The organism is Steroidobacter sp. (genome assembly GCF_036402275.1).
Classification (GTDB): Bacteria; Pseudomonadota; Gammaproteobacteria; order Steroidobacterales; family Steroidobacteraceae; genus Steroidobacter.
Genome location: NZ_DASWTF010000005.1, coordinates 89,920 through 111,364 on the forward strand (window position 1 = coordinate 89,920; position 21,445 = coordinate 111,364).

Annotated in this window: 22 protein-coding genes; 19 read left to right on the forward strand and 3 right to left on the reverse strand. The window is 63.3% G+C overall.

The annotated features are described in order from the left end of the window. The first annotated feature begins 5 nt into the window (after positions 1-5). A complete protein-coding gene (tgt, locus tag VGD45_RS01990; protein WP_331153645.1) occupies positions 6-1,124 on the forward strand; it encodes a tRNA guanosine(34) transglycosylase Tgt in 1,119 nt (372 codons plus the stop codon). A gap of 39 nt (positions 1,125-1,163) precedes the next feature. Continuing rightward, on the forward strand, positions 1,164-2,285 hold the full coding sequence (locus tag VGD45_RS01995) for an AI-2E family transporter (RefSeq protein WP_331153587.1): 1,122 nt from the start codon (positions 1,164-1,166) through the stop codon (positions 2,283-2,285). Here VGD45_RS01995 and VGD45_RS02000 read toward each other — a convergent pair. Continuing rightward, positions 2,282-3,568 carry a hemolysin family protein gene (locus VGD45_RS02000; RefSeq protein WP_331153588.1) on the reverse strand — a complete coding sequence of 429 codons (1,287 nt, stop codon included), beginning with the start codon at positions 3,566-3,568 and terminating at the stop codon, positions 2,282-2,284. The two genes, VGD45_RS01995 and VGD45_RS02000, sit on opposite strands and share 4 nt — an antisense overlap. A gap of 249 nt (positions 3,569-3,817) precedes the next feature. Between VGD45_RS02000 and yajC the strand changes: the two genes are divergently transcribed. The 5 genes from yajC to VGD45_RS02025 all read left to right on the forward strand — a co-directional run bounded on the left by yajC (position 3,818) and on the right by VGD45_RS02025 (position 8,881). Continuing rightward, on the forward strand, positions 3,818-4,150 hold the full coding sequence (gene yajC / locus VGD45_RS02005) for a preprotein translocase subunit YajC (protein WP_331153589.1): 333 nt from the start codon (positions 3,818-3,820) through the stop codon (positions 4,148-4,150). A 63-nt stretch (positions 4,151-4,213) separates the two neighbouring features. After that, entirely contained in the window at positions 4,214-6,070 is a 1,857-nt protein-coding gene (secD, locus tag VGD45_RS02010) for a protein translocase subunit SecD (RefSeq protein ID WP_331153590.1), read from the forward strand. A gap of 12 nt (positions 6,071-6,082) precedes the next feature. Continuing rightward, complete coding sequence (gene secF, locus VGD45_RS02015) at positions 6,083-7,018, forward strand: protein translocase subunit SecF (protein WP_331153591.1); 936 nt, start codon at positions 6,083-6,085, stop codon at positions 7,016-7,018. 75 nt (positions 7,019-7,093) lie between these two features. After that, positions 7,094-8,080 carry a TerC family protein gene (locus tag VGD45_RS02020; RefSeq protein ID WP_331153592.1) on the forward strand — a complete coding sequence of 329 codons (987 nt, stop codon included), beginning with the start codon at positions 7,094-7,096 and terminating at the stop codon, positions 8,078-8,080. 36 nt (positions 8,081-8,116) lie between these two features. Then, a complete protein-coding gene (locus tag VGD45_RS02025) occupies positions 8,117-8,881 on the forward strand; it encodes a TerC family protein (protein ID WP_331153593.1) in 765 nt (254 codons plus the stop codon). Between the two features lie 20 nt (positions 8,882-8,901). Here the strand turns inward: VGD45_RS02025 and VGD45_RS02030 are convergent, their stop codons facing one another. After that, a complete protein-coding gene (locus tag VGD45_RS02030) occupies positions 8,902-9,213 on the reverse strand; it encodes a lipid-A-disaccharide synthase N-terminal domain-containing protein (protein ID WP_331153594.1) in 312 nt (103 codons plus the stop codon). A gap of 253 nt (positions 9,214-9,466) precedes the next feature. Here VGD45_RS02030 and VGD45_RS02035 point away from each other — a divergent pair, with 253 nt between their 5' ends. Continuing rightward, a complete protein-coding gene (locus VGD45_RS02035) occupies positions 9,467-10,972 on the forward strand; it encodes an amino acid permease (protein ID WP_331153595.1) in 1,506 nt (501 codons plus the stop codon). Between the two features lie 75 nt (positions 10,973-11,047). Here the strand turns inward: VGD45_RS02035 and VGD45_RS02040 are convergent, their stop codons facing one another. Further along, positions 11,048-11,851 carry an inositol monophosphatase family protein gene (locus tag VGD45_RS02040; RefSeq protein ID WP_331153596.1) on the reverse strand — a complete coding sequence of 268 codons (804 nt, stop codon included), beginning with the start codon at positions 11,849-11,851 and terminating at the stop codon, positions 11,048-11,050. A gap of 141 nt (positions 11,852-11,992) precedes the next feature. On the opposite strand from VGD45_RS02040, the gene VGD45_RS02045 reads away from it, so the two are divergent. The 11 genes from VGD45_RS02045 (at position 11,993) to bamB (ending at position 21,409) form a co-directional block, all read left to right on the forward strand. After that, positions 11,993-12,718 (forward strand): RNA methyltransferase, encoded by a 726-nt coding sequence (locus VGD45_RS02045; protein ID WP_331153597.1) that lies wholly within the window; start codon positions 11,993-11,995, stop codon positions 12,716-12,718. Positions 12,719-12,728: 10 nt separating this feature from the next. Continuing rightward, on the forward strand, positions 12,729-13,922 hold the full coding sequence (locus VGD45_RS02050; protein ID WP_331153598.1) for an IscS subfamily cysteine desulfurase: 1,194 nt from the start codon (positions 12,729-12,731) through the stop codon (positions 13,920-13,922). Positions 13,923-13,964: 42 nt separating this feature from the next. Next, entirely contained in the window at positions 13,965-14,345 is a 381-nt protein-coding gene (locus VGD45_RS02055; protein WP_331153599.1) for an iron-sulfur cluster assembly scaffold protein, read from the forward strand. 78 nt (positions 14,346-14,423) lie between these two features. Then, positions 14,424-14,747: an iron-sulfur cluster assembly protein IscA gene (iscA, locus tag VGD45_RS02060; RefSeq protein WP_331153600.1), complete on the forward strand. Its 324-nt coding sequence runs from the start codon at positions 14,424-14,426 to the stop codon at positions 14,745-14,747. A 159-nt stretch (positions 14,748-14,906) separates the two neighbouring features. Next, positions 14,907-15,338 (forward strand): nucleoside-diphosphate kinase, encoded by a 432-nt coding sequence (gene ndk / locus VGD45_RS02065; RefSeq protein ID WP_331153601.1) that lies wholly within the window; start codon positions 14,907-14,909, stop codon positions 15,336-15,338. 19 nt (positions 15,339-15,357) lie between these two features. Next, the gene (gene rlmN / locus VGD45_RS02070) at positions 15,358-16,476 is read left to right on the forward strand and encodes a 23S rRNA (adenine(2503)-C(2))-methyltransferase RlmN (RefSeq protein WP_331153602.1); all 1,119 of its coding nucleotides are present in this window, start codon (positions 15,358-15,360) and stop codon (positions 16,474-16,476) included. Beyond that, positions 16,473-17,240, forward strand: a complete 768-nt coding sequence (pilW, locus tag VGD45_RS02075) for a type IV pilus biogenesis/stability protein PilW (RefSeq protein WP_331153603.1) — start codon at positions 16,473-16,475, stop codon at positions 17,238-17,240. Before rlmN ends, pilW begins: the two co-directional genes overlap by 4 nt. Further along, the gene (locus VGD45_RS02080) at positions 17,237-18,166 is read left to right on the forward strand and encodes a RodZ domain-containing protein (RefSeq protein ID WP_331153604.1); all 930 of its coding nucleotides are present in this window, start codon (positions 17,237-17,239) and stop codon (positions 18,164-18,166) included. Before pilW ends, VGD45_RS02080 begins: the two co-directional genes overlap by 4 nt. After that, positions 18,163-19,473: a histidine--tRNA ligase gene (hisS, locus tag VGD45_RS02085; RefSeq protein ID WP_331153605.1), complete on the forward strand. Its 1,311-nt coding sequence runs from the start codon at positions 18,163-18,165 to the stop codon at positions 19,471-19,473. The genes VGD45_RS02080 and hisS overlap by 4 nt, the downstream gene beginning before the upstream one ends. A gap of 35 nt (positions 19,474-19,508) precedes the next feature. Beyond that, entirely contained in the window at positions 19,509-20,207 is a 699-nt protein-coding gene (locus VGD45_RS02090) for a YfgM family protein (RefSeq protein WP_331153606.1), read from the forward strand. After that, entirely contained in the window at positions 20,204-21,409 is a 1,206-nt protein-coding gene (gene bamB, locus VGD45_RS02095; protein WP_331153607.1) for an outer membrane protein assembly factor BamB, read from the forward strand. Before VGD45_RS02090 ends, bamB begins: the two co-directional genes overlap by 4 nt. The last annotated feature ends 36 nt before the right edge of the window (positions 21,410-21,445 follow it).

A 21,445-nucleotide genomic window follows, 5' to 3' on the forward strand; every position in this document is an offset into this window, starting at 1 on the left:
TGGCGATGAAGTTCGATCTGCTCACAACCGACGGCGGCGCTCGTCGCGGTCGTTTGACGTTTCCGCGCGGCGTGGTCGAGACGCCCATCTTCATGCCCGTGGGCACATACGGAACCGTGAAAGCGATGACGCCGGAAGAGCTCGTCGGCATGGGCGCGCAGATCGTCCTCGGCAACACTTTTCATCTGATGCTTCGCCCCGGCATGCCCGTGATCCGTGCTCACGACGGCTTGCATCGGTTTATGCATTGGGAAAAGCCGATCCTCACCGATTCCGGCGGCTTCCAGGTGTTCAGCCTGGCGACCATGCGCAAGATCACCGAAGAGGGCGTGAACTTCCGTTCGCCCATCAACGGCGACGCCGTGCTGTTGACGCCAGAGCGGTCGATGCAGGTCCAGCGCGATCTGGATTCTGACGTAGTGATGATCTTCGACGAGTGCACGCCGTATCCGGCGACGGAAGCCGAAGCGCGCCGCTCGATGGAGCTGTCCTTGCGCTGGGCGCTGCGCAGTCGCGCCGAGTTCGATCGGCTGCAGAATCCCAACGCGCTGTTCGGCATCGTCCAGGGCGGCATGTACACAGCGCTGCGCCAGGAGTCGGCGGCGGGCTTGCAGCAGATCGGTTTCGATGGCTACGCCGTCGGCGGTCTGGCGGTAGGCGAGCCGAAAGAGGAGCGCGAGCGCATGCTCGACGGCATCATTCCGCATCTACCGACCGACCGGCCGCGCTACCTGATGGGTGTGGGCACGCCGGAGGATCTGGTCGAAGCGGTGCGCCGGGGCGTGGACATGTTCGATTGCGTGATGCCGACGCGGAATGCACGCAACGGGCACTTGTTCACGAGTACCGGTGTCGTGCGGATCCGCAATGCTCAATACGAGACCGACACCCGGCCGCTCGATGAAGCATGTTCGTGTTACACCTGCACGAATTACAGCCGTGCTTATTTGCGACACCTGGATCGCTGCGGCGAAATTCTGGCCGCCCGGCTCGGCAGCATTCATAATCTGCACTTCTACCTGTCCCTGATGCAGTCCATGCGCGCTGCCATCGAGGAGCATCGCTTCGAGGCCTTCGTCGCGGATTTTTATGCCCGCCGGTCGCGGAGCGACGCGAGCGAATAAATGCGCCGACCGCGTCCGACCTAGCCACGCACCACCAGCATGCTCGCCGATCTGCCTACCGCGCCCTGGTTTCGCCGTCTGCTCGTTTCCGGACTGATCCTGGGCATTCTGCTGCTGACCTTCTCGGTCCTGCAGCCGTTCATCGTGCCGCTGATCTGGGGCGCAATCCTCGCGTACGTCGCATGGCCGATGCATCTGCGCATCTTGAAGGCGGTCGGCGGCCGCAGCCCGGTGGCGTCGCTGATCACCACTTTCATCGTCACCGTGATCATCGTGGTGCCGCTGGTCTGGCTGATCCTGATGTTGCGCGTGGAGGCGGTGGCCGCCTATGCCGAGATCCAGGATTTTCTGGCCACGAAACCGATGCTGCCGCAAGCAATTCGCGACTTGCCGTATGTGGGCGCCCAGGCGCAGGAGATACTGAATCAGATCGCCGCCGATCCCAAGGCGCTGCGCGGTCAGTTTCTGCTGATGATGGAACAGTCGTCGGTGGAGATGACACGGCTGATCGGCGGCGCGGGGCGCAACATCGCCAAGCTGTTTTTCGCCGTATTCTCCATGTACTTCCTGTTGCGCGACGGGCCGCGTCTGATGCGCGAAGCACGGGCCGTGCTCGAGGGAATATTGGGGCCGCGTGTGCATGATTACATCGATGCCGCCGGCTACACGACGCAGGCGGTCGTGTATGCGTTGATGCTGGGCGCGCTCGCACAGGGCGCGGCGGCGGGCATCGGCTACTGGATCTTCGGTGTCGAAGCGCCGGTGTTGATGGGCGCCGTCACCGTGATCATCGCGCTGATTCCCTTCGGCGCGCCGATGGTGTGGGGCAGCCTCGCCACGTGGGCGCTGGTCCGCGGCGAGATGGTCAACGGCGTCGGCCTGATCCTGTGGGGCCTGGTCCTGGTCAGCTGGGTGGACAACATCGTGCGTCCGCTGGTGATCTCGAACGCGACGCGCATGCCGTTCCTGCTGGTCGTGTTCGGCGTGCTCGGCGGCGTGCTGGCGTTCGGCCTGGTGGGTCTGTTCATCGGCCCGGTGTTGCTGGCGGTGTCGCTCGCCATCTGGCGCGAGTGGCTGGAAGAACATTCCACCAAGGATGAGCCGCTCATCGTGACGCCCGGCGCCGCCACACCCATATCAAAGAGGGCCGAGACGCCTTAAACGCCGGGCTGCTTGCGCAGCAGAATCTTATCGATGCGCACGCCGTCCATGTCGACGATCTCGATCTTCAGATCGCGCCAGGTGAGCGTGTCGCCGGCCTTCGGAATACGGCCGAGACGGCCGAGCACGAAGCCTGCGACGGTGTGATAGTCGCGCCCGCCCATGTCACGGCGGCCCAAGCGCTGCTGTAGCTCTTCGATGGGCATGTGCCCGTCAACGAGGTACGAACCGTCCTCGCGCTGAACCCATTCAGCGCGCTCGCGGCTGCCCAGGTCAGGCAACTCGCCGGCGATGGCTTTCAGAATGTCGATGGGCGTGGTGATGCCTTCGATCTCGCCATATTCGTCGGTGACCACCGCCAGGTGGGTGCTGGAGCGCTGGAACTGATCCAGCAGTTGCAGGACCGAGATCGAGTCGGGAATGTGCAGCGGCGGATCCAGATCCTTTTCCAGATCCAGCTCGCCCCGGTGCAGCGCCTCGCTGAGGTCCGCGAGCGTGATCATGCCGAGCAGGTTGTCGAACTTTCCGCGCGCCACCAGGAAGCGTGCGTGCCCGCTTTCCTTGGCCCGTTGCCAGAGCACCTCCATGGGCTCTTCCGCGTCCAGCCAGATCACGTCCTGTCGCGGAATCATGATGGAGCCGACCTTGCGGTCGGCCAGCGCCAGCACGCCTTCGAGCAATCGTCGCTCCGAAGCTAGAAATACGCCGGCGGTGGTGCCTTCAGCCACGAGGGCGCGCACATCGTCTTCAGTCACCGCAGCCTGAGGGGCGGAAGAGACCGGCAGCAACTTGAGTAGCGCGTTCACCGTCACGCGCAACAACCACACGAACGGCACCATGGCGATGGCGAACAGGCGCATGACGGGCGCGACGAAGGTCGCCAGCGATTCGGCGTGCAGGAGCGCAACGCGCTTGGGTATCAGCTCGCCGAGGACCAGCGATACGAAGGTCACCACCAGCACGACCACGACGTAAGCGGTTTCTTCGGCTAGCGAAGCGTGCAGGCCCAGGTCGACCAGCTGCCCGGCGAGCGGATCGGCGAATACATTGGTGCTGTAGACACCATTGACGATCGAGATGATGGTGATGCCGATCTGAATCGCCGACAGCAGCGAGGTCGGATCCTCCATCAGCGCCAGGGCCGATTTGGCGCCCGACCGGCCCTGGTCGGCGGCGGCCTGCAGGCGCACGCGCTTGGCGGCGACCAGCGCCATTTCCGACAGCGCGAAGAATCCGTTCAACAGAATCAGCAGCAGCAGGATCAGGACATCACGGGAAAGCATGCGGCGGTGTCGGCCTCGCCCAACAACCCAGGGGTCGCAGAGTGTACGGCAGCCAGCCCGCCTCTGGGTCGCCGGAAGGGCCGACGGGGCAGGCCGCCGGGCGTGTGGATAGTGGCCGGAAGGGCGGTGTGTATAATGCGCCGCTCTTTGCCGACCCCGGCGGCTGCCGGGCGGGCGCGTGCTGCGCCGGCAGATACGGTTCTATAGGTTTTTCCCAGGGTTTTTCCCAGTTTTCGGGGGCATTGCAAGATGGATTGGTTGATCTCCACCGCTGCCGCACAGGCGACCGGCGCCCCGGCCCAGCCCAGCGCGCTCATGCAATTTTTGCCGCTGGTGCTGATTTTCGTCGTGTTCTATTTCCTGCTGATCCGTCCGCAGACCAAGCGCGCCAAGGAACATCGCGCCATGGTGTCGGCCCTGGAAGTGGGCGCCGAGGTGGTCACCAACGGCGGCATCCTGGGCAAGGTCACCGAGGTGGGCGAGCAGTTCATCACCATCGAAGTCGCCGCCGGCGTCAATATCAAGCTGCAGCGGCATGCCGTGGCCCAAGTGCTGCCGAAAGGCACGTTGAAAAGCGTCTAACCAGGATGGTCGGCGTTCGGGCCCGGTCCGGACGCCCCGCCGCGAACCTTCCCCGACATTCCCATGTATCAATTCGCCAAGTGGAAATACTGGCTGGTCATCATCGTGATGGTGGTCGGCACGCTGTACGCGTTACCCAACGTGTTCGGCGAAGGGCCGGCGCTGCAGCTGTCGCGTAACGACCGGCAGGCCATGGATCAGGCCAACACGGACAAGGTCATCGGCCTGTTGACCGCCGACAGCGTGCCCGTCGAAGCCTCGTATATCGAAAAGGACCGGCTGGTCCTGCGCTTCGCCGACCCGGCCACGCAGACCAAGGCCCGTGAAACCATCGCCAAGAAAGGCGAGGGCGAATACCTGGTCGCGCTTTCCACGGCATCGCGCGCTCCGGACTGGATGCGAACGATCGGCCTGAAGCCCATGAGCCTCGGCCTCGATCTGCGCGGCGGCGTGCACTTCGTTTATGAAGTGGACACGGTAGGCGCGGTGGCGCAGGCCATCGACCGCCTGGAGCGCGATACCCGCGCCACGCTGCGTGACCAGCGCATTCCTTATGGCGCGGTCACGACGGTGAACGAGGTCGTGCGCGTCACGCTGCGTAGTTCCGAAGATCTGGACAAGGCGACCGAAGCCCTGCGCACGCCCGATGGCAGCATTCAGCTGACCACCTCGCAGAGCGCCGAAGGTCCGGTCATCGAAATGAGCATGACGCCGGCCGAAGTGAAACGGCGTCAGGACATCGCCGTTCAACAGAACATCACCACGCTGCGTAATCGCGTCGACGAGCTGGGTATCTCCGAGCCCATCGTGACCCGTCAGGCAGTGAACCGCATCGTCGTGCAGTTGCCCGGCGTGCAGGATCCGAACGAAGCGATCCGCGTGCTCGGCGCCACTGCGACGTTGGAGTTCCGGCTCGTGGACGAGAACAACAACCCCTACGAAGCCGAGCAGACCAAGCGCGTGCCCATCGGCTCGAAGCTGCTCAAGTCGCGCGATGGCCGCCCGATTCTGGTGAAGCGCGACATCATCGCCACCGGCGAGCAGTTGTCCGACGCCGCTTCCGGCTTCTCCGAAGGCGCCCCCGAAGTGAACATCACCCTCGACGCGCGTGGCGGTCAGGCGATGATGGAAGCCACTCGTGACAACGTCGGCAAGCGCATGGCCGTCGTCTACATCGAAAAGAAACAACTGGCCGAAGGCGAGCGCTGCGAAGGCGTGCGTAACGGCGCTGTCTGTACCGAAGAAGAAGTCATCAGCGACGCGACTATTCAAAGCGTGCTGTCGTCCCGCTTCCGTATCACTGGCTTGCAAGCGACCGAAGCGCGCGAGCTGGCGCTGTTACTGCGCTCCGGCGCATTGGCTGCCCCGCAGACCATCGTCGAGCAGCGTTCGGTCGGTCCGAGCCTGGGTCAGGACAACATCGATCGCGGGATTCGCGCCATGGCCATCGGCCTGTTGCTGACGTTCGCGTTCATGGCGGTGTACTACCGCGCGTTCGGCTGGATCGCCAACCTGGTGCTGCTGTCGAACCTGATCCTCACCGTCGGCTTGCTGTCGATGTTGCAGGCGTCGTTGTCCTTGCCGGGTATCGCGGCCGTCGTGTTCCACATGGGTATCGCGGTCGACGCGAACATCCTGATCTACGAACGCATCCGAGAAGAGCTGCGCAACGGCAACTCGCCGCTGCAGTCGATCAACGTGGGCTTCGAAAAAGCCTTCGCCACCATCGCCGACTCCAACGTCACCACGCTGATCGCCGGCGTGGTGCTGTTCGCGTTCGGCACCGGCACGATCCGCAGCTTCGCCATCGTGATGACCCTCGGCATCATCACCTCGCTGTTCACGTCGGTTGTCGGCAGCCGCGCCCTGGTCCATGCGATCTGGGGTACCCGCCGCAAGCTCGACCACCTGTCCATCTAAGGAAGTAACGCCATGGAGTTCTTCCATAAGGTCACCAAGTACCCGTTCATGCACACCCGCAAGGTGTGGTACGGGGTGTCGGGCGCGGCCATCATTGCGTCCATCGTTCTGCTGTTCGTGCACGGCCTGAATCTGGGCATCGACTTCACCGGCGGCGTGGTGCTGGAGTTCGCGTATCCGAAGACAGCGAATATCGAGCGCACCCGCGCGGCGCTGGGCGAAGCGGGCTTCCACGAAGCTCAAGTGCAGAATTTCGGCGACGATCGCAGCATCGCGGTGCGCCTGCTGCCCACCGAAGGGCAAGACGTGAACCAGGTCAGCAGGTCGGTGACCGAGGCCTTGCGGAAGATCGACCCGGACGTCGAGCTGCGTCGTGCCGAGGTGGTCGGTCCGCAGGTGGGCGAGGAGCTCACCAATCAGGGCGGCCTCGCGATTCTGTTCACCTTCGTGCTGATCGGCATCTACACGTGGTGGCGCTTCCAATGGAAGATGGGCGTCAGCGCCATCATCGCGACCCTGCACGATCCGTTGATCATCCTGGGCTTTTTCGCGGTCTCGGACATTCCTTTCGATCTCGCCGTGCTGGCCGCGATCCTGGCCGTCATTGGTTACTCGCTGAACGACACGGTCGTGGTGTTCGACCGCGTGCGTGAAAACTTCCAGTCCATGCGCCGGGCGTCGCCGGAAGAGGTCATGGACGCGTCCATCAACCAGACGCTGTCACGGACCATCATCACGTCGGGCGCCACCCTGCTGGTCGTGGTCGTGCTGCTGATCGAAGGCGGCGAGACGCTGCGCGGTTTCTCCTGGGCGCTGACCATCGGCATTCTGGTGGGTACGTATTCCTCGATTTACGTGGCCGGCGCGCTGGCGCTGGACATGAATCTGTCCGCGCAGGATCTGATCGAGCAGAAAAAGGACACTTCCGAGCTCGATGCCATTCCGTAACAAGAACTGGCCCTGACAGGAACTTGCAAGGCTCATGGCGGATACCGCAATAACAGCAGCAACAGCGGGAATGCCATGAGCTTGATGGTCTGGGTCGTCTTCTTCGCGCTCTATCTCGGCGTCCTGGCGCTGGACCTCGTGGTCCTGCACCGGGAGTCGAAGGCGATGAGCGTGAGCCAGGCGCTCGGCTGGACCGTCGTCTGGATTGTCGTCGCGCTGTCGTTCTCCGGCCTGGTGTACGGCGTTTACGAGCATCACTGGTTCGGCTGGCGCGTCACCCCGGACGCGCCGCGCGGCGCCGAGGCGATGATCCAGTACATCACCGGCTATCTGCTCGAGTGGACCCTGTCGGTCGACAACATCTTCGTGATCGCCATCATCTTCACTTACATGAAGATCCCGGCGCAGTTTCAGTATCGCGTGCTGTTCTGGGGCATCGTCGGGGCCATAGTGTTACGTGGCGCGATGATTGCGGCGGGCGCGGCGCTCATCCATGCGTTCGACTGGATGTTCTACGTGTTCGGCGCGATCCTGCTGCTGTCCGCGGCACGCATGTTGAAGAGCGAGGAAGAGCAGTTCGATCCCGGAAAGAGCGTGCTGGTGCGCCTGGCGCGTCGGGTCTATCCCGTCACCGACAAGCTCGACGGCGAACGTTTCTTCACGATGGTGAATGGCGCGCGCGCCGCCACGCCACTGTTCGTCACCTTGCTGCTGGTCGACTTCGCCGACGTGGTGTTCGCGGTCGACTCCATTCCCGCCATTTTCGCCGTGACCCAGGAACCGTTCATCGTGTTCACTTCGAACGCGTTCGCCATCCTGGGCCTGCGCTCGATGTACTTCGCCATCGCCGGGCTGATGATGATGTTCAAGTACATCAAGTTCAGCCTCATCTTCATCCTGGGCTTCGTCGGCGTGAAGATGATGCTGCATCATCATCTGGAAATTCCGCATGCCATTTCGCTGGGCGTGATCGTCGCGTTCCTGGCCATCGGCATCGTCGCGTCGCTGTGGGTGTCACGCCGCGAGAACGCGACCGGCGCCGTCGACCTGCGCAACGATTGAGCGACGGCAACTGAATATTCGTATGAGGAGTGAATCTTGGAATTCTTGACCGATCCCCAGGTATGGCTGGCGTTCGTGACGCTGACGGCCTTGGAGATCGTCCTCGGCATCGACAACATCATTTTCATTTCCATCCTGGTCGGGCGTCTGCCGCCCGAGCAGCGTTCCCGCGGTCGGACCTTCGGCCTGGCGCTGGCGATGATCACGCGCATCCTGCTGCTGCTGTCGATCACGTGGGTGATGGGGCTGTCGGAGGAATTGTTCTCGATCATGGGGCGCGGCGTTTCGGGACGCGACCTGATCCTGTTCGGCGGCGGTCTGTTCCTGATCGCCAAGAGCACGCTGGAGATTCATTCCAGCCTCGAAGGCGAAGGCGAGACCGGGCAGCGCGAAGCCAAGGGCAGCGCCACCTTCCTGTCGACCATCATTCAGATCTCCATCATCGACATCGTGTTCTCGCTGGACTCGGTGATCACGGCGGTAGGCATGGCCGATCACGTCGAAGTGATGATCGCGGCGGTGATCGTCGCGGTGCTGATGATGATGTTCCTGGCCGGCCCGATCGGCGACTTCGTCGATCGTCATCCAACCATCAAGATGCTGGCGCTGTCGTTCCTGATCCTGATCGGCGTGGCGCTGGTCGGCGAGGGCCTCGGCTTCCACATTCCGAAGGGTTACATCTACTTCGCGATGGCGTTCTCGGTCATCGTGGAGATGCTGAACATGCAGGTGCGCAAACGCATGAGCAGGGCTCCTGTCGAGGAGCCGCTCAAGCTGCGCAAGCGGGTCGAGGAAGAATAGGAGCGCGCGTCGCGCCGCGTTCAACCGAGCGCGGCGAGACGTTTCCGATTCTTGCTATCCAGATATAAGTTGTAGAGAGCGACGAACAGCGGGAAAAGGTTGGACATGACTCCGACCGAGTCGTTCTTGCCGAAGATGAAATAGCACAGCAGCAGCACGCTGCCGAGGGCGCTCATGTACCAGAACAGGGTGGGCATGACCGGCTTGCCGGAGGCCTTGGAGGCAGCCAGCTGCACGAACCAGCGGCCGGCGAACAGAAAGACGCCGGTGTAACCGATTAATTTCCACGGCGTCACCGTGACGCCGAACAACACGATCAGTACATCATTCATGGGCGCGACCAGACTCTGGACCAGCAAACGGGAAGCGGCACTTTACCGATATTGGCCCGGTTTTGGTGCTCGCCGTCGCTCTGGCGGGCCAGGGCAGTGCGGGCGCGCTCCTGCCACAGGTTGGATGACGTTCGCTAGCGGATGTGCCTATGATCCGCACCGCGCGGGCTACCTGCGGGTACCCAAGCGTGCGGCGAGCCCTTGATTGCGGTCTTAACACCAGCGGAATTGCAGACCCGAGGAAACCGACATAATGAATTGGCGTATCAAACCCCTCGCCGAAATTCTGGCGAGCGCCGAGAAAAAATCGCTGACGCGCACCCTGGGCGCGTTTCAGCTGACCATGCTCGGCATCGGCGCCGTGATCGGCACCGGTATTTTCGTGCTGACCGCCGAAGCCGCACAGAAGGCCGGTCCCGGCATGATGATGTCCTTCGTGATCGCCGGCTTCGTCTGCGCGGTGACCGCGCTGTGCTATGCCGAGCTGGCCGCCATGGTGCCGGTCTCGGGCTCCGCCTACACGTATTCGTACGCCGTGCTCGGTGAAGTAGTCGCATGGATGGTGGGCTGGGCCCTGATCCTCGAATACGCCGTCGCTGCGAGCGCGGTGTCGGTGGGATGGTCGAATTATTTCGTCGGATTGATGGAAAGGTCCTTCGACATAGACATACCGGCGGCCTTTACCAGCGGCATGCACGTCGGCGGCATCATGAACGTGCCAGCCGCCGTGATCGCATTGCTCGTCACCTCGTTGCTGGTGCTCGGTACGCGTGAGAGCGCGACCGTGAACGCTATCCTGGTCAGCATCAAAGTTGCGGCGCTGACGTTGTTCATCTTCCTGGCCGTGCCGGTGATGAACATGGAGAACTTCGAGCCATTCTCGCCCAACGGTTTCATCGGCGAGATTTCCGGCATGGGCATCGCGGGCGCCGCGGCTTCCATCTTCTTTGCTTACGTCGGCTTCGACGCGGTCTCGACGGCGGCGGAAGAAACCAAGAACCCTCAACGCAACATGCCCATCGGCCTGATCGGCAGCCTCGTGATCTGCACCATCTTCTACGTGCTGGTCGCCGCCGGCGCGGTGGGCTCCATCGGCGCGCAGCCGGTGATCGACCCGGCCACCAACCTCGCGTACGAGCCGGGCAGCGCCGATATCGCCATCGCCTGCCGTCAGCCGGACAATGACGACAAACTGGTGTGCAGCGGCGAGCCGCTGGCGCACGTGCTGGATCAGATCGGCTGGAAGAAAGTGTCGCAGCTGATCGGCCTGGCGGCGTTCCTCGCGCTGCCTTCCGTGATTCTAATGATGTTGTTCGGCCAGACGCGCATCTTCTTCGCCATGGCGCGTGACAAGCTATTGCCGTTCAACGAGTCGCTGACGCGCATTCATCCGAAGTTCCACACACCGCACGTCGTGACTATCGTCACTGGTTTGGCGGTGACCGTCTTCGCCGCGTTCTTCCCGGTCGGCGTGCTCGCCGATCTTTCCAACAGCGGCACGTTGTTCGCCTTCCTGACTGTGTCCGCCGGTGTGATGATCCTGCGCAAACGCGAACCCGAACGTCATCGCCCGTTCCGCGCCCCCGGCGTGTGGATCGTCGCGCCGCTCGCGATGGCCGGCTGCGCCTTCCTCATGTTCTCCCTGCCGCTGCGCACGCAGCTCACGTTCTTCTTGTGGGCGGGCTTGGGGTTGGTGGTGTACGCGCTGTACGGCTACCGCAAGAGCCCGATCGGCAACGGCGTAACCGAAAACCAGTAAGTTCGATTACGAACGCGGCGCTTCTCTTTAGGAGAGGCGCCGCGTTTTTATTTCAGGCCAGAAGACCTCGAGCGATCAAGTCAGCTCGGCGGGTACGTGAGGGGCGAGCAACTCCAGCAACGGTGCGTGGACCTTGGGGGTGCCGGCGAGGATGTTGCCGCCTTGTTTGTATTCCGTGCCCTGAAGCGAGCTCACCAGGCCGCCGGCTTCGGTGATGAGAAGGGTGCCGGCCGCGGTGTCCCAGGGGGAGAGGCCGAATTCCCAGAAGGCGTCGAGGCGGCCGGCGGCGACGTAGGCGAGATCCAGAGCGGCGGCCCCGGGGCGGCGGATGCCGGCGGTGGCTTGGGTGACGGCCTTGAACATGGCCATGTAGTTGTCGAGCCAATGCAGATTGGTGCGATAGGGAAAGCCCGTGCCGATCAGCGCGCGCTCCAGGCCGACGTGCGGGCTGACGCGAATGCGCCGTCCATCCAGCTGCGCGCCTTCGCCGCGCGAAGCTGTAAACAGTTCCTGCCGCATCGGATCGTAGACCACCGCATGTTCCATGCGACCACGCCGCTGCACGCCGATGGAAACGGCGAATTGCGGGAAGCCATGCAGGTAGTTGGTGGTGCCGTCGAGCGGATCGATGATCCACACGAACTCGCTATGGATCGAGCCGCCGTGCGAGCCGCTTTCCTCGGCTAGGAAGGCGTGATCGGGATAGCTCTTGCGCACCGTATCGATGATTTCCATCTCGGCCTGGGTGTCGATCTCCGAGACGAAATCGTTCTGCCCCTTCTGGCGGATATCGAGGCGATGCACGCGGTTCATGCCACGGACGATGACTTCACCGGCGCGACGGGCGGCACGGACGGCAATATTGAGCAAAGGCTGCATGTAACAACGACCTCGAAAAAATCGGCTCCCCCATAATCACAACTGGGGCGATCGGGGTGGGGCAGGAATGGTAAAGAGCGGGGCGGCGTTCCAAAGAAGGAACCAGGGGCCGGCCGGGGGGCGCTAGAATAGCGCATTACGATGAGTATTCGTGTCGTCCTGGTCGATCCCAAGCACCCCGGCAATATTGGCGCGGTGGCGCGCGCCATGAAAAACATGGGGCTCACTGAGCTGCACCTGGTCCGCCCTAAGGCTTTCCCGGATGCGGAGGCCACCGCTCGCGCCTCGGGCGCCGACGACGTGCTGGACGCCGCCCGGGTGCATGAGGAATTCGAGGACGCCATCGCCGATTGCGGTCTGGTGGTGGGCACCAGCGCGCGCCAGCGCTACCTCACGTTCGACCTCGTCGAGCCACGCGAGTGCGCGCAACTGGTCGCCGAAGCTGCGCAAGTCGGCAATGTCGCGCTCGTGTTCGGCTCGGAAAAGTACGGGCTGCTCAACGTCGAGCTGGCGCGCTGCCACCGGCTCGTCACCATTCCGACGGCGGGCGACTACGCATCGCTGAATCTCGCCATGGCGGTGCAGGTCATCGCGTACGAGGTCTTGTTGGCCACGCGGCCCGGCGCGCCTACGCCGCCCGCGCCCGACGTTCCGTTCGCGACTGGCCGTGAGATGGAGCTGCTGTACGAGCACTTCGAGCGAGTGCTGGAAGAAATCGAGTTTCGCGACCGCACCGGCGGCGGTCACCTGATGGCGCGCATCCGTCGTCTATTCAACCGCGCGCGCCTCGATCAAAATGAAATGAATATTCTTCGTGGCGTCCTGACCGCTGTCCAAGCGCGGCGACGCCACGCCGGAACGAAGTGACTACTGACTAATGAATAGCACGAGCAGCTCGGCGAAAGCTTCGCCTGCCATTTATCTCGACTACGCGGCCACTACGCCCGTGGACCCTCGCGTCGCCGAGGTGATGATCGAATGCCTGAAGCCGGAAGGGCCGCACGGCAATCCGTCGTCGATGGGCCACGACTTCGGTCGTCGCGCTCGCGCGATGGTGGAGAAGGCGAGGCAGCAAGTGGCTGCCTCCGTCGGTGCACGTCCTGAGTGCATCGTCTGGACGTCCGGCGCGACTGAATCGGACAACCTCGCAATCCTCGGTGTCGCACGCTTCCACGCCGATCGTGGCCGTCATGTGATCACTGCCCGCACCGAGCACAAAGCCGTGCTCGACGCGTTCAAGCAGCTCGAGAAGGAAGGCTTCGAAGTGACCTGGCTCAAGCCGGGCACCGACGGCATCGTGCGGCCCGAGCAGGTGCGCGACGCGCTTCGGCCGGATACGCAGCTGGTTTCGCTCATGCACGTCAACAACGAGACCGGTGTGATCCAAGACGTCGCCGCCGTGGGTGCGATCTGCCGCGAACGCGGCGTGCCATTCCATGTCGACGCCGCACAGAGCGCGGGCAAACTGCCGCTGAACGTCGAGACGATGAATATCGATCTGCTGTCGTTGACGGCGCACAAAAGCTACGGGCCCAAGGGCATCGGCGTGCTGTACGTGCGTCGCAAGCCGCCGCTCGGCTTGAAGCCGTTGTTTCATGGCGGCGGTCAGGAGCTGGGCCTGCGTTCCGGCACGTTGCCGACGCATCAGATCGTCGGCATGGGCGAGGCTTTCGAGATCGGGGAGCGTGACCGCGAGTCCGACGTTGCTCGCATCGCCGTCCTCCGTGATCGGCTCTGGCAGGGCCTCGCGGCGATTGGCGGAGTGGAGCTGAACGGCCATCCGACCGAGCGCGTGGCTGGCGTGCTCAACGTTTGTTTCCACAATGTCGAAGGCGAGAGCCTGCGCTTCGCGCTGCGCGAGCTTGCGATCTCCTCCGGCTCCGCCTGTTCGTCGGGATCGGACGAGGCGTCGTATGTTCTACGCGCGCTTGGTCGCAGCGATCAGCTGGCGCAAAGCTCGATTCGCTTCAGCCTCGGCCGCTTCACTACACCGGACGACGTGGATCGAGCGATCGCCATCGTCGGCCGCGAAGTCGCGCGGCTGCGTGCCCTGACTCCAACGTCCACATAATGAGCGTTGCTTCCCCTGAAGGGGGAAGCAACTATTTCAGTCATGGAACCTGAATACTCGCCCACCGTCGTCGACCACTTCGAGCATCCGCGGAACAGCGGACACTTCGAAGCGGGCGAGGGCGTCATCAAGGGAACAGCGGGCGATATCGACCAGGGCACGATGTTCGCTCTCAGTGCGCGCATCGCCGGCGATCGGATCGAAGCGGTGCGCTTCGAAGCGTACGGCTGTCCTCACTGCATCGCCGCCGGCTCCTGGCTGAGCGAACGACTGGTGGGGCTGACCCGACAGGAGCTGCGCGCCTGGCGCTGGCGCGACGCCGACCAGGCGCTGCGATTCCCGATGGAAAAGCGTGGGCGACTTCTCATTCTGGAGGACGCCGTACGCGCTTTGAGTGAAGCCTGGGGCCGGCTCATTCCATAATGACGCCCTGTCATAGCCACATTGGCATGACCCTCGCACTTGATTCAGCGGGCCGCCGCCATCACGCTTGTACACGCTATGAGCATCTCACTGACTCCCGCCGCCGCCGATCGTGTCCAGTCTTTCCTCACACGCAGGGGCCGTGGCCTGGGCCTGCGCCTCGCGGTCAAGAAGACTGGCTGTTCAGGTTTCGCCTACGTGGTGAACTATGCCGACGACATCGGCTCGAACGACGTGGTGTTCGAGGACCGGGGCGTCAAGGTCATCGTCGACCGCGACAGCCTCGACTACATCAACGGCACCGAGGTCGACTTCGTGAAGCAGGGCCTGAACGAAGCCTTCCGCTTCCGTAACCCCAAGGCCAAGGGCGAATGCGGCTGCGGTGAGAGTTTCTCGGTGTAAGGCGTAAGCCTCTGGCCTAACTCCGCGTCCCGACTCATTTTCTTGCTGCTCCCGGCCATGCCGGGTAGACTGCGCGCGCGCAATTGCCGCCGCCCGGCGACAAGATCTCGGGCTGGCGTCGCAAACTCTTTCCAATTCATTGATTAACGGGACGATTCCATGGCGGTCGAACGCACTTTCTCCATTGTCAAACCCGACGGCGTGCAGAAGAACGTGATCGGTGAGGTGTACCGCCGCTTCGAGCAGGCCGGCCTCAAGATCATTGCCGCCAAGATGATCCAGCTGACCCAGGCCCAGGCCGAAGGCTTCTACGCGGTCCACAAGGAACGCCCGTTCTTCAAGGACCTGGTCAAGTACATGATCTCCGGCCCGGTGGTCGTGCAGGTGCTGGAAGGTGAAAACGCGGTGGCCAAGAATCGCGAGCTGATGGGCGCCACCGACCCGAAGAAGGCCGATAAGGGCACGATCCGCGCGGATCTCGCCACCAGCATCGAAGAGAACACGGTGCACGGCTCGGACAGCCTCGACAACGCGAAGATCGAGATCGCATACTTCTTTGCGACCTCGGAACTGTGCCCGCGCACGCGTTAATCGCGACTGCAGGCATCTCATGAACGCGACGACCGCCAAGACGAATTTGCTCGGCCTGACACGGACCGAGCTGGAGGCGTTCGTCGCGAACATGGGCGAGAAGCCGTTTCGCGCCAGGCAACTGATGAAGTGGCTCTACAAGCGCCACGTCGCCGACTTCGAGCAGATGACCGATCTGGCGAAGAGCTTCCGCGCGAAACTGAGCGAAGTTGCCGAAGTCGTCGTGCCAGAGATCACGATGACGCAGGTGTCCACGGACGGGACCCGCAAATGGCTGCTCGCGATGAACACGAGCGAGGGCGTGAAGCAGGGCATCGAGATGGTGTTCATCCCGGAGCCCGGCCGCGGCACGCTGTGCATTTCCAGTCAGGTCGGATGTGCGATGGACTGCACGTTTTGCTCAACTGCCCAGCAGGGCTTCAACCGAAACCTCACCGCCGCCGAAATTGTCGGTCAGGTGTGGCTCGCGAACAAAGAACTGGGCTATCAGCATGGCGGCGATCGCGTCGTCACCAATATCGTGTTCATGGGCATGGGCGAGCCGCTGGCGAACTATCGCAACGTGGTGCCGGCCACCGAGATTCTCATGGACGATCTGGGCTTCGATATTTCCCGTCGCCGTGTAACGGTGAGCACGTCCGGCCTCGTGCCGCAGATGTTGAAGCTCGCCGAAGAGACCAACTGCGCGCTCGCGGTTTCGTTGCACGCGCCGAACGATACGTTGCGCGACGAGCTCGTGCCCATCAACCGCAAGCACAAGATCGCCGAGCTGCTGGACGCCTGCTGGGTCTACGTGAACAAGCAGAACGCGCGCAGCATCACTTTCGAATACGTCATGCTCGACGGCGTCAACGATCATCCCGAGCATGCGCACGAGCTGGTCGCCTTGTTGAAAGGCCGGCCGGCCAAGCTGAACCTGATTCCGTTCAATCCTTTTCCGGGCACGCGCTACAAGCGTTCCAGTGCCGCTGCCATCGAGCGCTTCCGTGACATCCTCAATGCGAACGGAGTGATCGCGACCACGCGTCGTACGCGCGGCGACGATATCGATGCTGCCTGCGGACAGCTGGTCGGACGCGTGCACGATCGAACAACGGTTCGTCTGGGCTCGAAGCTGATCTCAGTGGCGGTGCAATGATGAAGCTCGCAGCGGTGGGTTTGTCGGTGGTCGTGCTGGCCGCTCTGAGCGGGTGCGAGAGCACCAGGGATACGCTGGGCACGCCCGACGCCGTGCGCGCGGCCGAAATCAATTTGCAGATCGGCACCGACTACCTGCGCAAGAACAATCTGGCGCAGGCCAAGGAAAAGATCGACAAAGCCATCGAGCAGAATCCACGCAGCTCGCAAGCGCAGATCACCGCCGGCCTGCTGTACGAGCAGCTCGGCGACAGCGACAAGGCCGAGTCGCACTTCGCCAAGGGCCTGGCGCTCGATCCGGAGAATCCGGAAGTGCAGAACAACTACGGCGCGTATCTGTGCCAGAAGGGCAAACACGAGCGCGGCGAGAAGCTGATGCTCCAGGCCGCCGCCAATAAGTTGTATCGCACGCCCGAAGTGGCGTACCTGAATGCCGCGAACTGCGCGAGCGCCGGCGGCGACGTTAAGCGCGCCGAGGCGAATCTTCGCAAGGCGCTGGCGGTGCGGCCGAAATTCGGCGAAGCGCTGTACCAGATGGCCGATCTGCAATTCAAACAAACCGACTATCTGTCCGCTCGTGGGTTCCTCGAACGGTACACGGAAGTTGGCCGCACCAGCCCGGCGACGCTGTGGCTGGGCGTGCGTATCGAGCGGGCCCTGGGCAATGCCGCGGCCGCGAAGAACTATGCGGAGCGATTGAAACTGGAATACCCGAGGGCTGCTCAGACCAAGGAGTTGATCGAGTCCGAGCGGAATCCTGGATGAATGCAGCTGGCGATAGCAGCGAACGCCCCGCGGCCGAGACCGCACCGGCCGACTCTCCCGAGCCGGCTGCCGAGTCGCTGACGCCTGGCGAACTGCTACGACGCGAGCGCGAACGGCGCTCGATTCCTCAGCTGCACATCGCCGAAGAGCTGCATCTGGACATCCGCATGGTCGAGGCCATCGAGGCGAATCGCTTCGCGGAGCTCGGCGTGCCGGTGTATGCGCGCGGGCATTTGCGACAGTACGCGGCGCTGCTCGGACTGTCGCCGCAGCTCATCATCGAGCGTTACGAAGCGCTGACCGGTCGGCAGGAAGTGCCGGTGCCGATTCCTGCGTCCGTCGCCGTTGGCAGCTCGGTGGCCATGCAGCGGCCGTCGCTGGCCGGCCCGTTGTGGCTGGGCGTGGCCTTGATCGCGGCGGCGGTGGGTTGGTGGGTTTGGGCGACGGTGGCGACGCCGGGCGATCCAGTGCAGGCTGCGCTGGACGAACAGATCGCTGCCGAGGAGTCGGATGCGAGTAGCGAGACGGTGCAGACGCCGTCGCAGCCAGAAGTTGTTCCGGCATCGCCGGCGCCGAGTGCCGTGCAGCCCGCGCCAGCGACGAGCTCTACGACGACGCCGGCAGCGGGCGCTGTGCGAGTGCGGCTCGAGTTCAGCGACGCATCGTGGACCGAAATCTACGACGCCGCGGGCAAACAGTTGATGTTCGGTCTCGGGGAGAGCGGGCGCGTGCGCACTATCTCCGGCACGCCGCCATTGCGAGTGACGCTCGGCAAGGCGTCCGCGGTCACGGTTCAGGTGAACGACCAGCCCGTGGTGGTGCCGCGCAGAGCGGGGAAGGACGCGGCGAAATTCGTGATCGCCGCCAGCGGCGCGGTCGAGATGATGAGTCAGCAGACGACGACGGGTGAGGTTTCGGGCGAGTGAGCCAGCAGCAGATCCAGCCGCCTCGCGGCATGAACGATATTTTGCCGGTGGACATGGCGGCCTGGCAGCGCCTGGAGAATCTGGCGCGCGAGATTTTCGCGTCCTACGCCTACCAGGAAATCCGCGTGCCCATCGTCGAGCACACGAACCTGTTCAAGCGCTCCATCGGCGAGTTCACCGACGTCGTCTCCAAGGAAATGTTTACTTTCCAGGATCCGGGCGGCGACTCGCTGACCCTCCGTCCGGAAGCGACGGCCGGCATCGTGCGCGCCATGATCAGCAACGGCCTGCTGCACAATCAGAAGCAGCGCGTGTGGTGCGCCGGTCCGATGTTCCGTCACGAGAAGCCGCAGCGTGGCCGCTTCCGTCAGTTTTATCAGCTCGATGTCGAGGCCTTCGGTTATCCCGGTCCGGACATCGATGCGGAAGTGATTCTGCTCAGCTCGCGTCTGCTGACCAAGGCGGGCGTGCAACGCATCGAGCTGAACTTGAATTCGCTCGGCACGCCGGCATCGCGCCGCGTGTATCGCGAGAAGCTGGTGGAATATTTCAACGCTTATAAGTCCAAGCTGGATCCCGACAGCCTGCGCCGGCTCGACGGCAATCCGCTGCGCATTCTGGACAGCAAGAACCCCGAGCTGCAGGACATCATCAAGAACGCGCCGATGCTCACCGAGCATCTCGATGAAGAGTCACGCCGCCACTTCAGCGGGCTGTGCCGTCATCTCGATGCGTTGGGCATCAAATATGTTTTGAACCCGTTGTTGGTGCGCGGCCTGGATTACTACTCGCACACGGTGTTCGAGTGGGTCACCACCGAGCTGGGCTCGCAGGGCGCGGTGTGTTCGGGTGGACGTTACGACGGTCTGGTCGAGCAGTTGGGCGGCAAGGCCACGCCGGCGATCGGTTGGGCGCTGGGTCAGGAACGTATCGTGGAGCTGCTCCGCGTGCAGGCTGGCGAGGTGCGGGCGACTGCGCCGGATGTTTACTTCGTGATCGCGGGCGAGCGGGCCGAAGCCGAAGGGCTGCGCTTGGCCGAAACGCTGCGCGATCAGGTGCCGCGCATCCGCGTCGAAATGAATTGCGGCGGCGGCAGCTTCCAATCACAGCTCAAGCGGGCCGACAAGAGCGGCGCGACGTACGCATTGATTCTGGGCGACGCGGAAACCGACAAACGCGTCGCCGGTCTGAAGTCCTTGCGGGTCGAGGCGCCGCAGATGGAAATCGCCTGGGAGCGATTGGTCGAAGAGCTGCGCTCACGGCTGGCCCAAGGCAATAACCAGAGCCTGAATGGACTTCAGGCTTAGCCCTTTCACTACTTACTACAATCAAGACACAAGTCATGGTCGAAGAGTATCTGACCGATCGCGATCAGGAAGAGGCGCTGCGCAACTGGTGGCGTGAGAACTGGACCTGGATCCTCGGGGGCATCGTGCTCGGCCTGGTGTTGCTGGGCGGCTGGCAGTACTGGAAGGTCCGCACCGCGAATACCGCCGCGGCGGCCGCCAAGCTGTACGAGGATTTTCGTGGCGCCCTGGAACGTAACGAGCTGGAGGCGGCGAATCGTTCGCTCGGCACGCTGGCGGCCGACCACGCGACGTCGCCGTACACGCAGCAGGGCCGGTTGCTGCTCGCCAAGAAGCACGTCGACGAAGGCAAGTTCGACGAGGCGGTGCCCTTGTTACAAAGTGTTGCAAACGAATCGAGCGACGCCGAACTGGCGTGGGTCGCGCGCCTGCGCGTCGCCCGTCTGCTCATTCAGCAAGGCAAGCACGACGAGGCGCTGAATCTGCTGGATCCGGAGAAGGCTGGAGCGTTCGCCGCGCAGGTTCGCGAGATCCGTGGCGATGCGCAGGTTGCGAAAGGCAATCCTGACGCTGCGCGAGCCGAGTATGCAGCGGCATTGACCGCTAACATCGGCGGTGGCGCGGATCGAATGATCGACCGCAGCTTGCTCGAAATGAAACTGCAGGATGTGGGTGGCGACAAGAAAGCCCCCGAGCCTGCGGCCAACCCGGCGCCGGCCGAGGGTCAACCATGATTGAAACAAAGACTTCCTTGACGCGTCTGTATCGGGGTGCGCGCATTGCCGCTGCCGCGACGGCCTTGCTGGTCATGCTCGGCTGTGACAACGATAAGGAAGTCGATCCGCCAGCGGAGCTCACCGACATCACGACCACGCGTGACGTGCGCCGTGTCTGGACGGTGGGACTCGGCGGCGATTCCGAGCGGCTGCGTCTGGCGCTGAAGCCGGTCGTCGCGGACGGTGTGGTCTATGCCGCTTCTCACGATGGCGAAGTCGTCGCGATGGCGGCCGACACCGGCAAGCGGAATTGGCTGGTCAAGACCAAGCTGGCGCTCTCGGCGGGACCGGAAGTCGGTGGTGGCCTGGTGGTTCTGGGTTCGAGCGATGGCGACATCATCGGGCTCGACGCCAGCAACGGCGCGCAGCGCTGGCGCAAGTCCATCGCGAGCGAAATTCTGGCGCAGCCGCTGCTCGTGAACGACACCGTCGTGATCCGCACCGTCGATGGTCACATCGAAGGTTTGTCCGCGGCCGATGGCTCGACCAAGTGGGCTGTCGACGAGCAAGTGCCGAGGCTGACTTTGCGTGGCACCGCGCCGCCTGTGCTGGCGGGCGATCGCATCATCGCCGGCTTCGACAGCGGCAAAGTGCTGGCCATCGATCCGCGTAACGGCGATGTGCTGTGGGACACGATTGTGAACGCGCCCCGCGGCCGTACCGAGCTGGAACGTCTCACCGACATCGACTCGCCCGCGCGCGTTTCGGGTGATGACATTTTCGTGGTCGGCTTCCAGGGCCGCGTCGCCATGTTGGCGCGCGACTCGGGCCAGATCTGGTGGGCGCGCGATGCTTCGAGCTATCGCGGCTTCACGATGGATGAACAGAATCTGTATCTCACCAACGCGGATAGCGTCGTGATCGCCATGCGTCGCAGTGACGGCGCCGTGCAGTGGGAGCAGGACACGATGAAACGTCGCGGCCTGACCGCGCCCGCCATCGATGGCGACGCGCTGGTGGTGGGCGACTTCGAGGGTTATTTGCACTGGCTCGACAAAGCCACGGGCAACATCGTGGCGCGCCAGAAGACCGATGGCGAGCGCATCTCCAACTCCGCAGTTAGCGACAACCAACGCGTGTTCGTCCAGACGGACTCGGGCAAGTTGCTGGTGTTTCGCAGCGGCGCTCGCGAAGTGAAGACTGCCGACAGCGGCCAATAACGGCCGCTGCACGGGCAGCGCGCCGCAACGATATTC

Bases quoted from the DNA above. Each gene is read 5' to 3' on its own strand.
- VGD45_RS02040 (WP_331153596.1), bottom strand. From the start codon at position 11,851: ATGCAGCCTTTGCTCAATATTGCCGTCCGTGCCGCCCGTCGCGCCGGT.
- iscA (WP_331153600.1), top strand. From the start codon at position 14,424: ATGAGCATCTCACTGACTCCCGCCGCCGCCGATCGTGTCCAGTCTTTC.
- ndk (WP_331153601.1), top strand. From the start codon at position 14,907: ATGGCGGTCGAACGCACTTTCTCCATTGTCAAACCCGACGGCGTGCAG.
- tgt (WP_331153645.1), top strand. From the start codon at position 6: ATGAAGTTCGATCTGCTCACAACCGACGGCGGCGCTCGTCGCGGTCGT.
- VGD45_RS02045 (WP_331153597.1), top strand. From the start codon at position 11,993: ATGAGTATTCGTGTCGTCCTGGTCGATCCCAAGCACCCCGGCAATATT.
- secF (WP_331153591.1), top strand. From the start codon at position 6,083: ATGGAGTTCTTCCATAAGGTCACCAAGTACCCGTTCATGCACACCCGC.
- secD (WP_331153590.1), top strand. From the start codon at position 4,214: ATGTATCAATTCGCCAAGTGGAAATACTGGCTGGTCATCATCGTGATG.
- VGD45_RS02030 (WP_331153594.1), bottom strand. From the start codon at position 9,213: ATGAATGATGTACTGATCGTGTTGTTCGGCGTCACGGTGACGCCGTGG.
- VGD45_RS02055 (WP_331153599.1), top strand. From the start codon at position 13,965: ATGGAACCTGAATACTCGCCCACCGTCGTCGACCACTTCGAGCATCCG.
- VGD45_RS02080 (WP_331153604.1), top strand. From the start codon at position 17,237: ATGAATGCAGCTGGCGATAGCAGCGAACGCCCCGCGGCCGAGACCGCA.
- pilW (WP_331153603.1), top strand. From the start codon at position 16,473: ATGATGAAGCTCGCAGCGGTGGGTTTGTCGGTGGTCGTGCTGGCCGCT.
- VGD45_RS02020 (WP_331153592.1), top strand. From the start codon at position 7,094: ATGAGCTTGATGGTCTGGGTCGTCTTCTTCGCGCTCTATCTCGGCGTC.
- bamB (WP_331153607.1), top strand. From the start codon at position 20,204: ATGATTGAAACAAAGACTTCCTTGACGCGTCTGTATCGGGGTGCGCGC.
- VGD45_RS01995 (WP_331153587.1), top strand. From the start codon at position 1,164: ATGCTCGCCGATCTGCCTACCGCGCCCTGGTTTCGCCGTCTGCTCGTT.
- VGD45_RS02090 (WP_331153606.1), top strand. From the start codon at position 19,509: ATGGTCGAAGAGTATCTGACCGATCGCGATCAGGAAGAGGCGCTGCGC.
- rlmN (WP_331153602.1), top strand. From the start codon at position 15,358: ATGAACGCGACGACCGCCAAGACGAATTTGCTCGGCCTGACACGGACC.
- yajC (WP_331153589.1), top strand. From the start codon at position 3,818: ATGGATTGGTTGATCTCCACCGCTGCCGCACAGGCGACCGGCGCCCCG.
- VGD45_RS02035 (WP_331153595.1), top strand. From the start codon at position 9,467: ATGAATTGGCGTATCAAACCCCTCGCCGAAATTCTGGCGAGCGCCGAG.
- VGD45_RS02050 (WP_331153598.1), top strand. From the start codon at position 12,729: ATGAATAGCACGAGCAGCTCGGCGAAAGCTTCGCCTGCCATTTATCTC.
- VGD45_RS02000 (WP_331153588.1), bottom strand. From the start codon at position 3,568: ATGCTTTCCCGTGATGTCCTGATCCTGCTGCTGCTGATTCTGTTGAAC.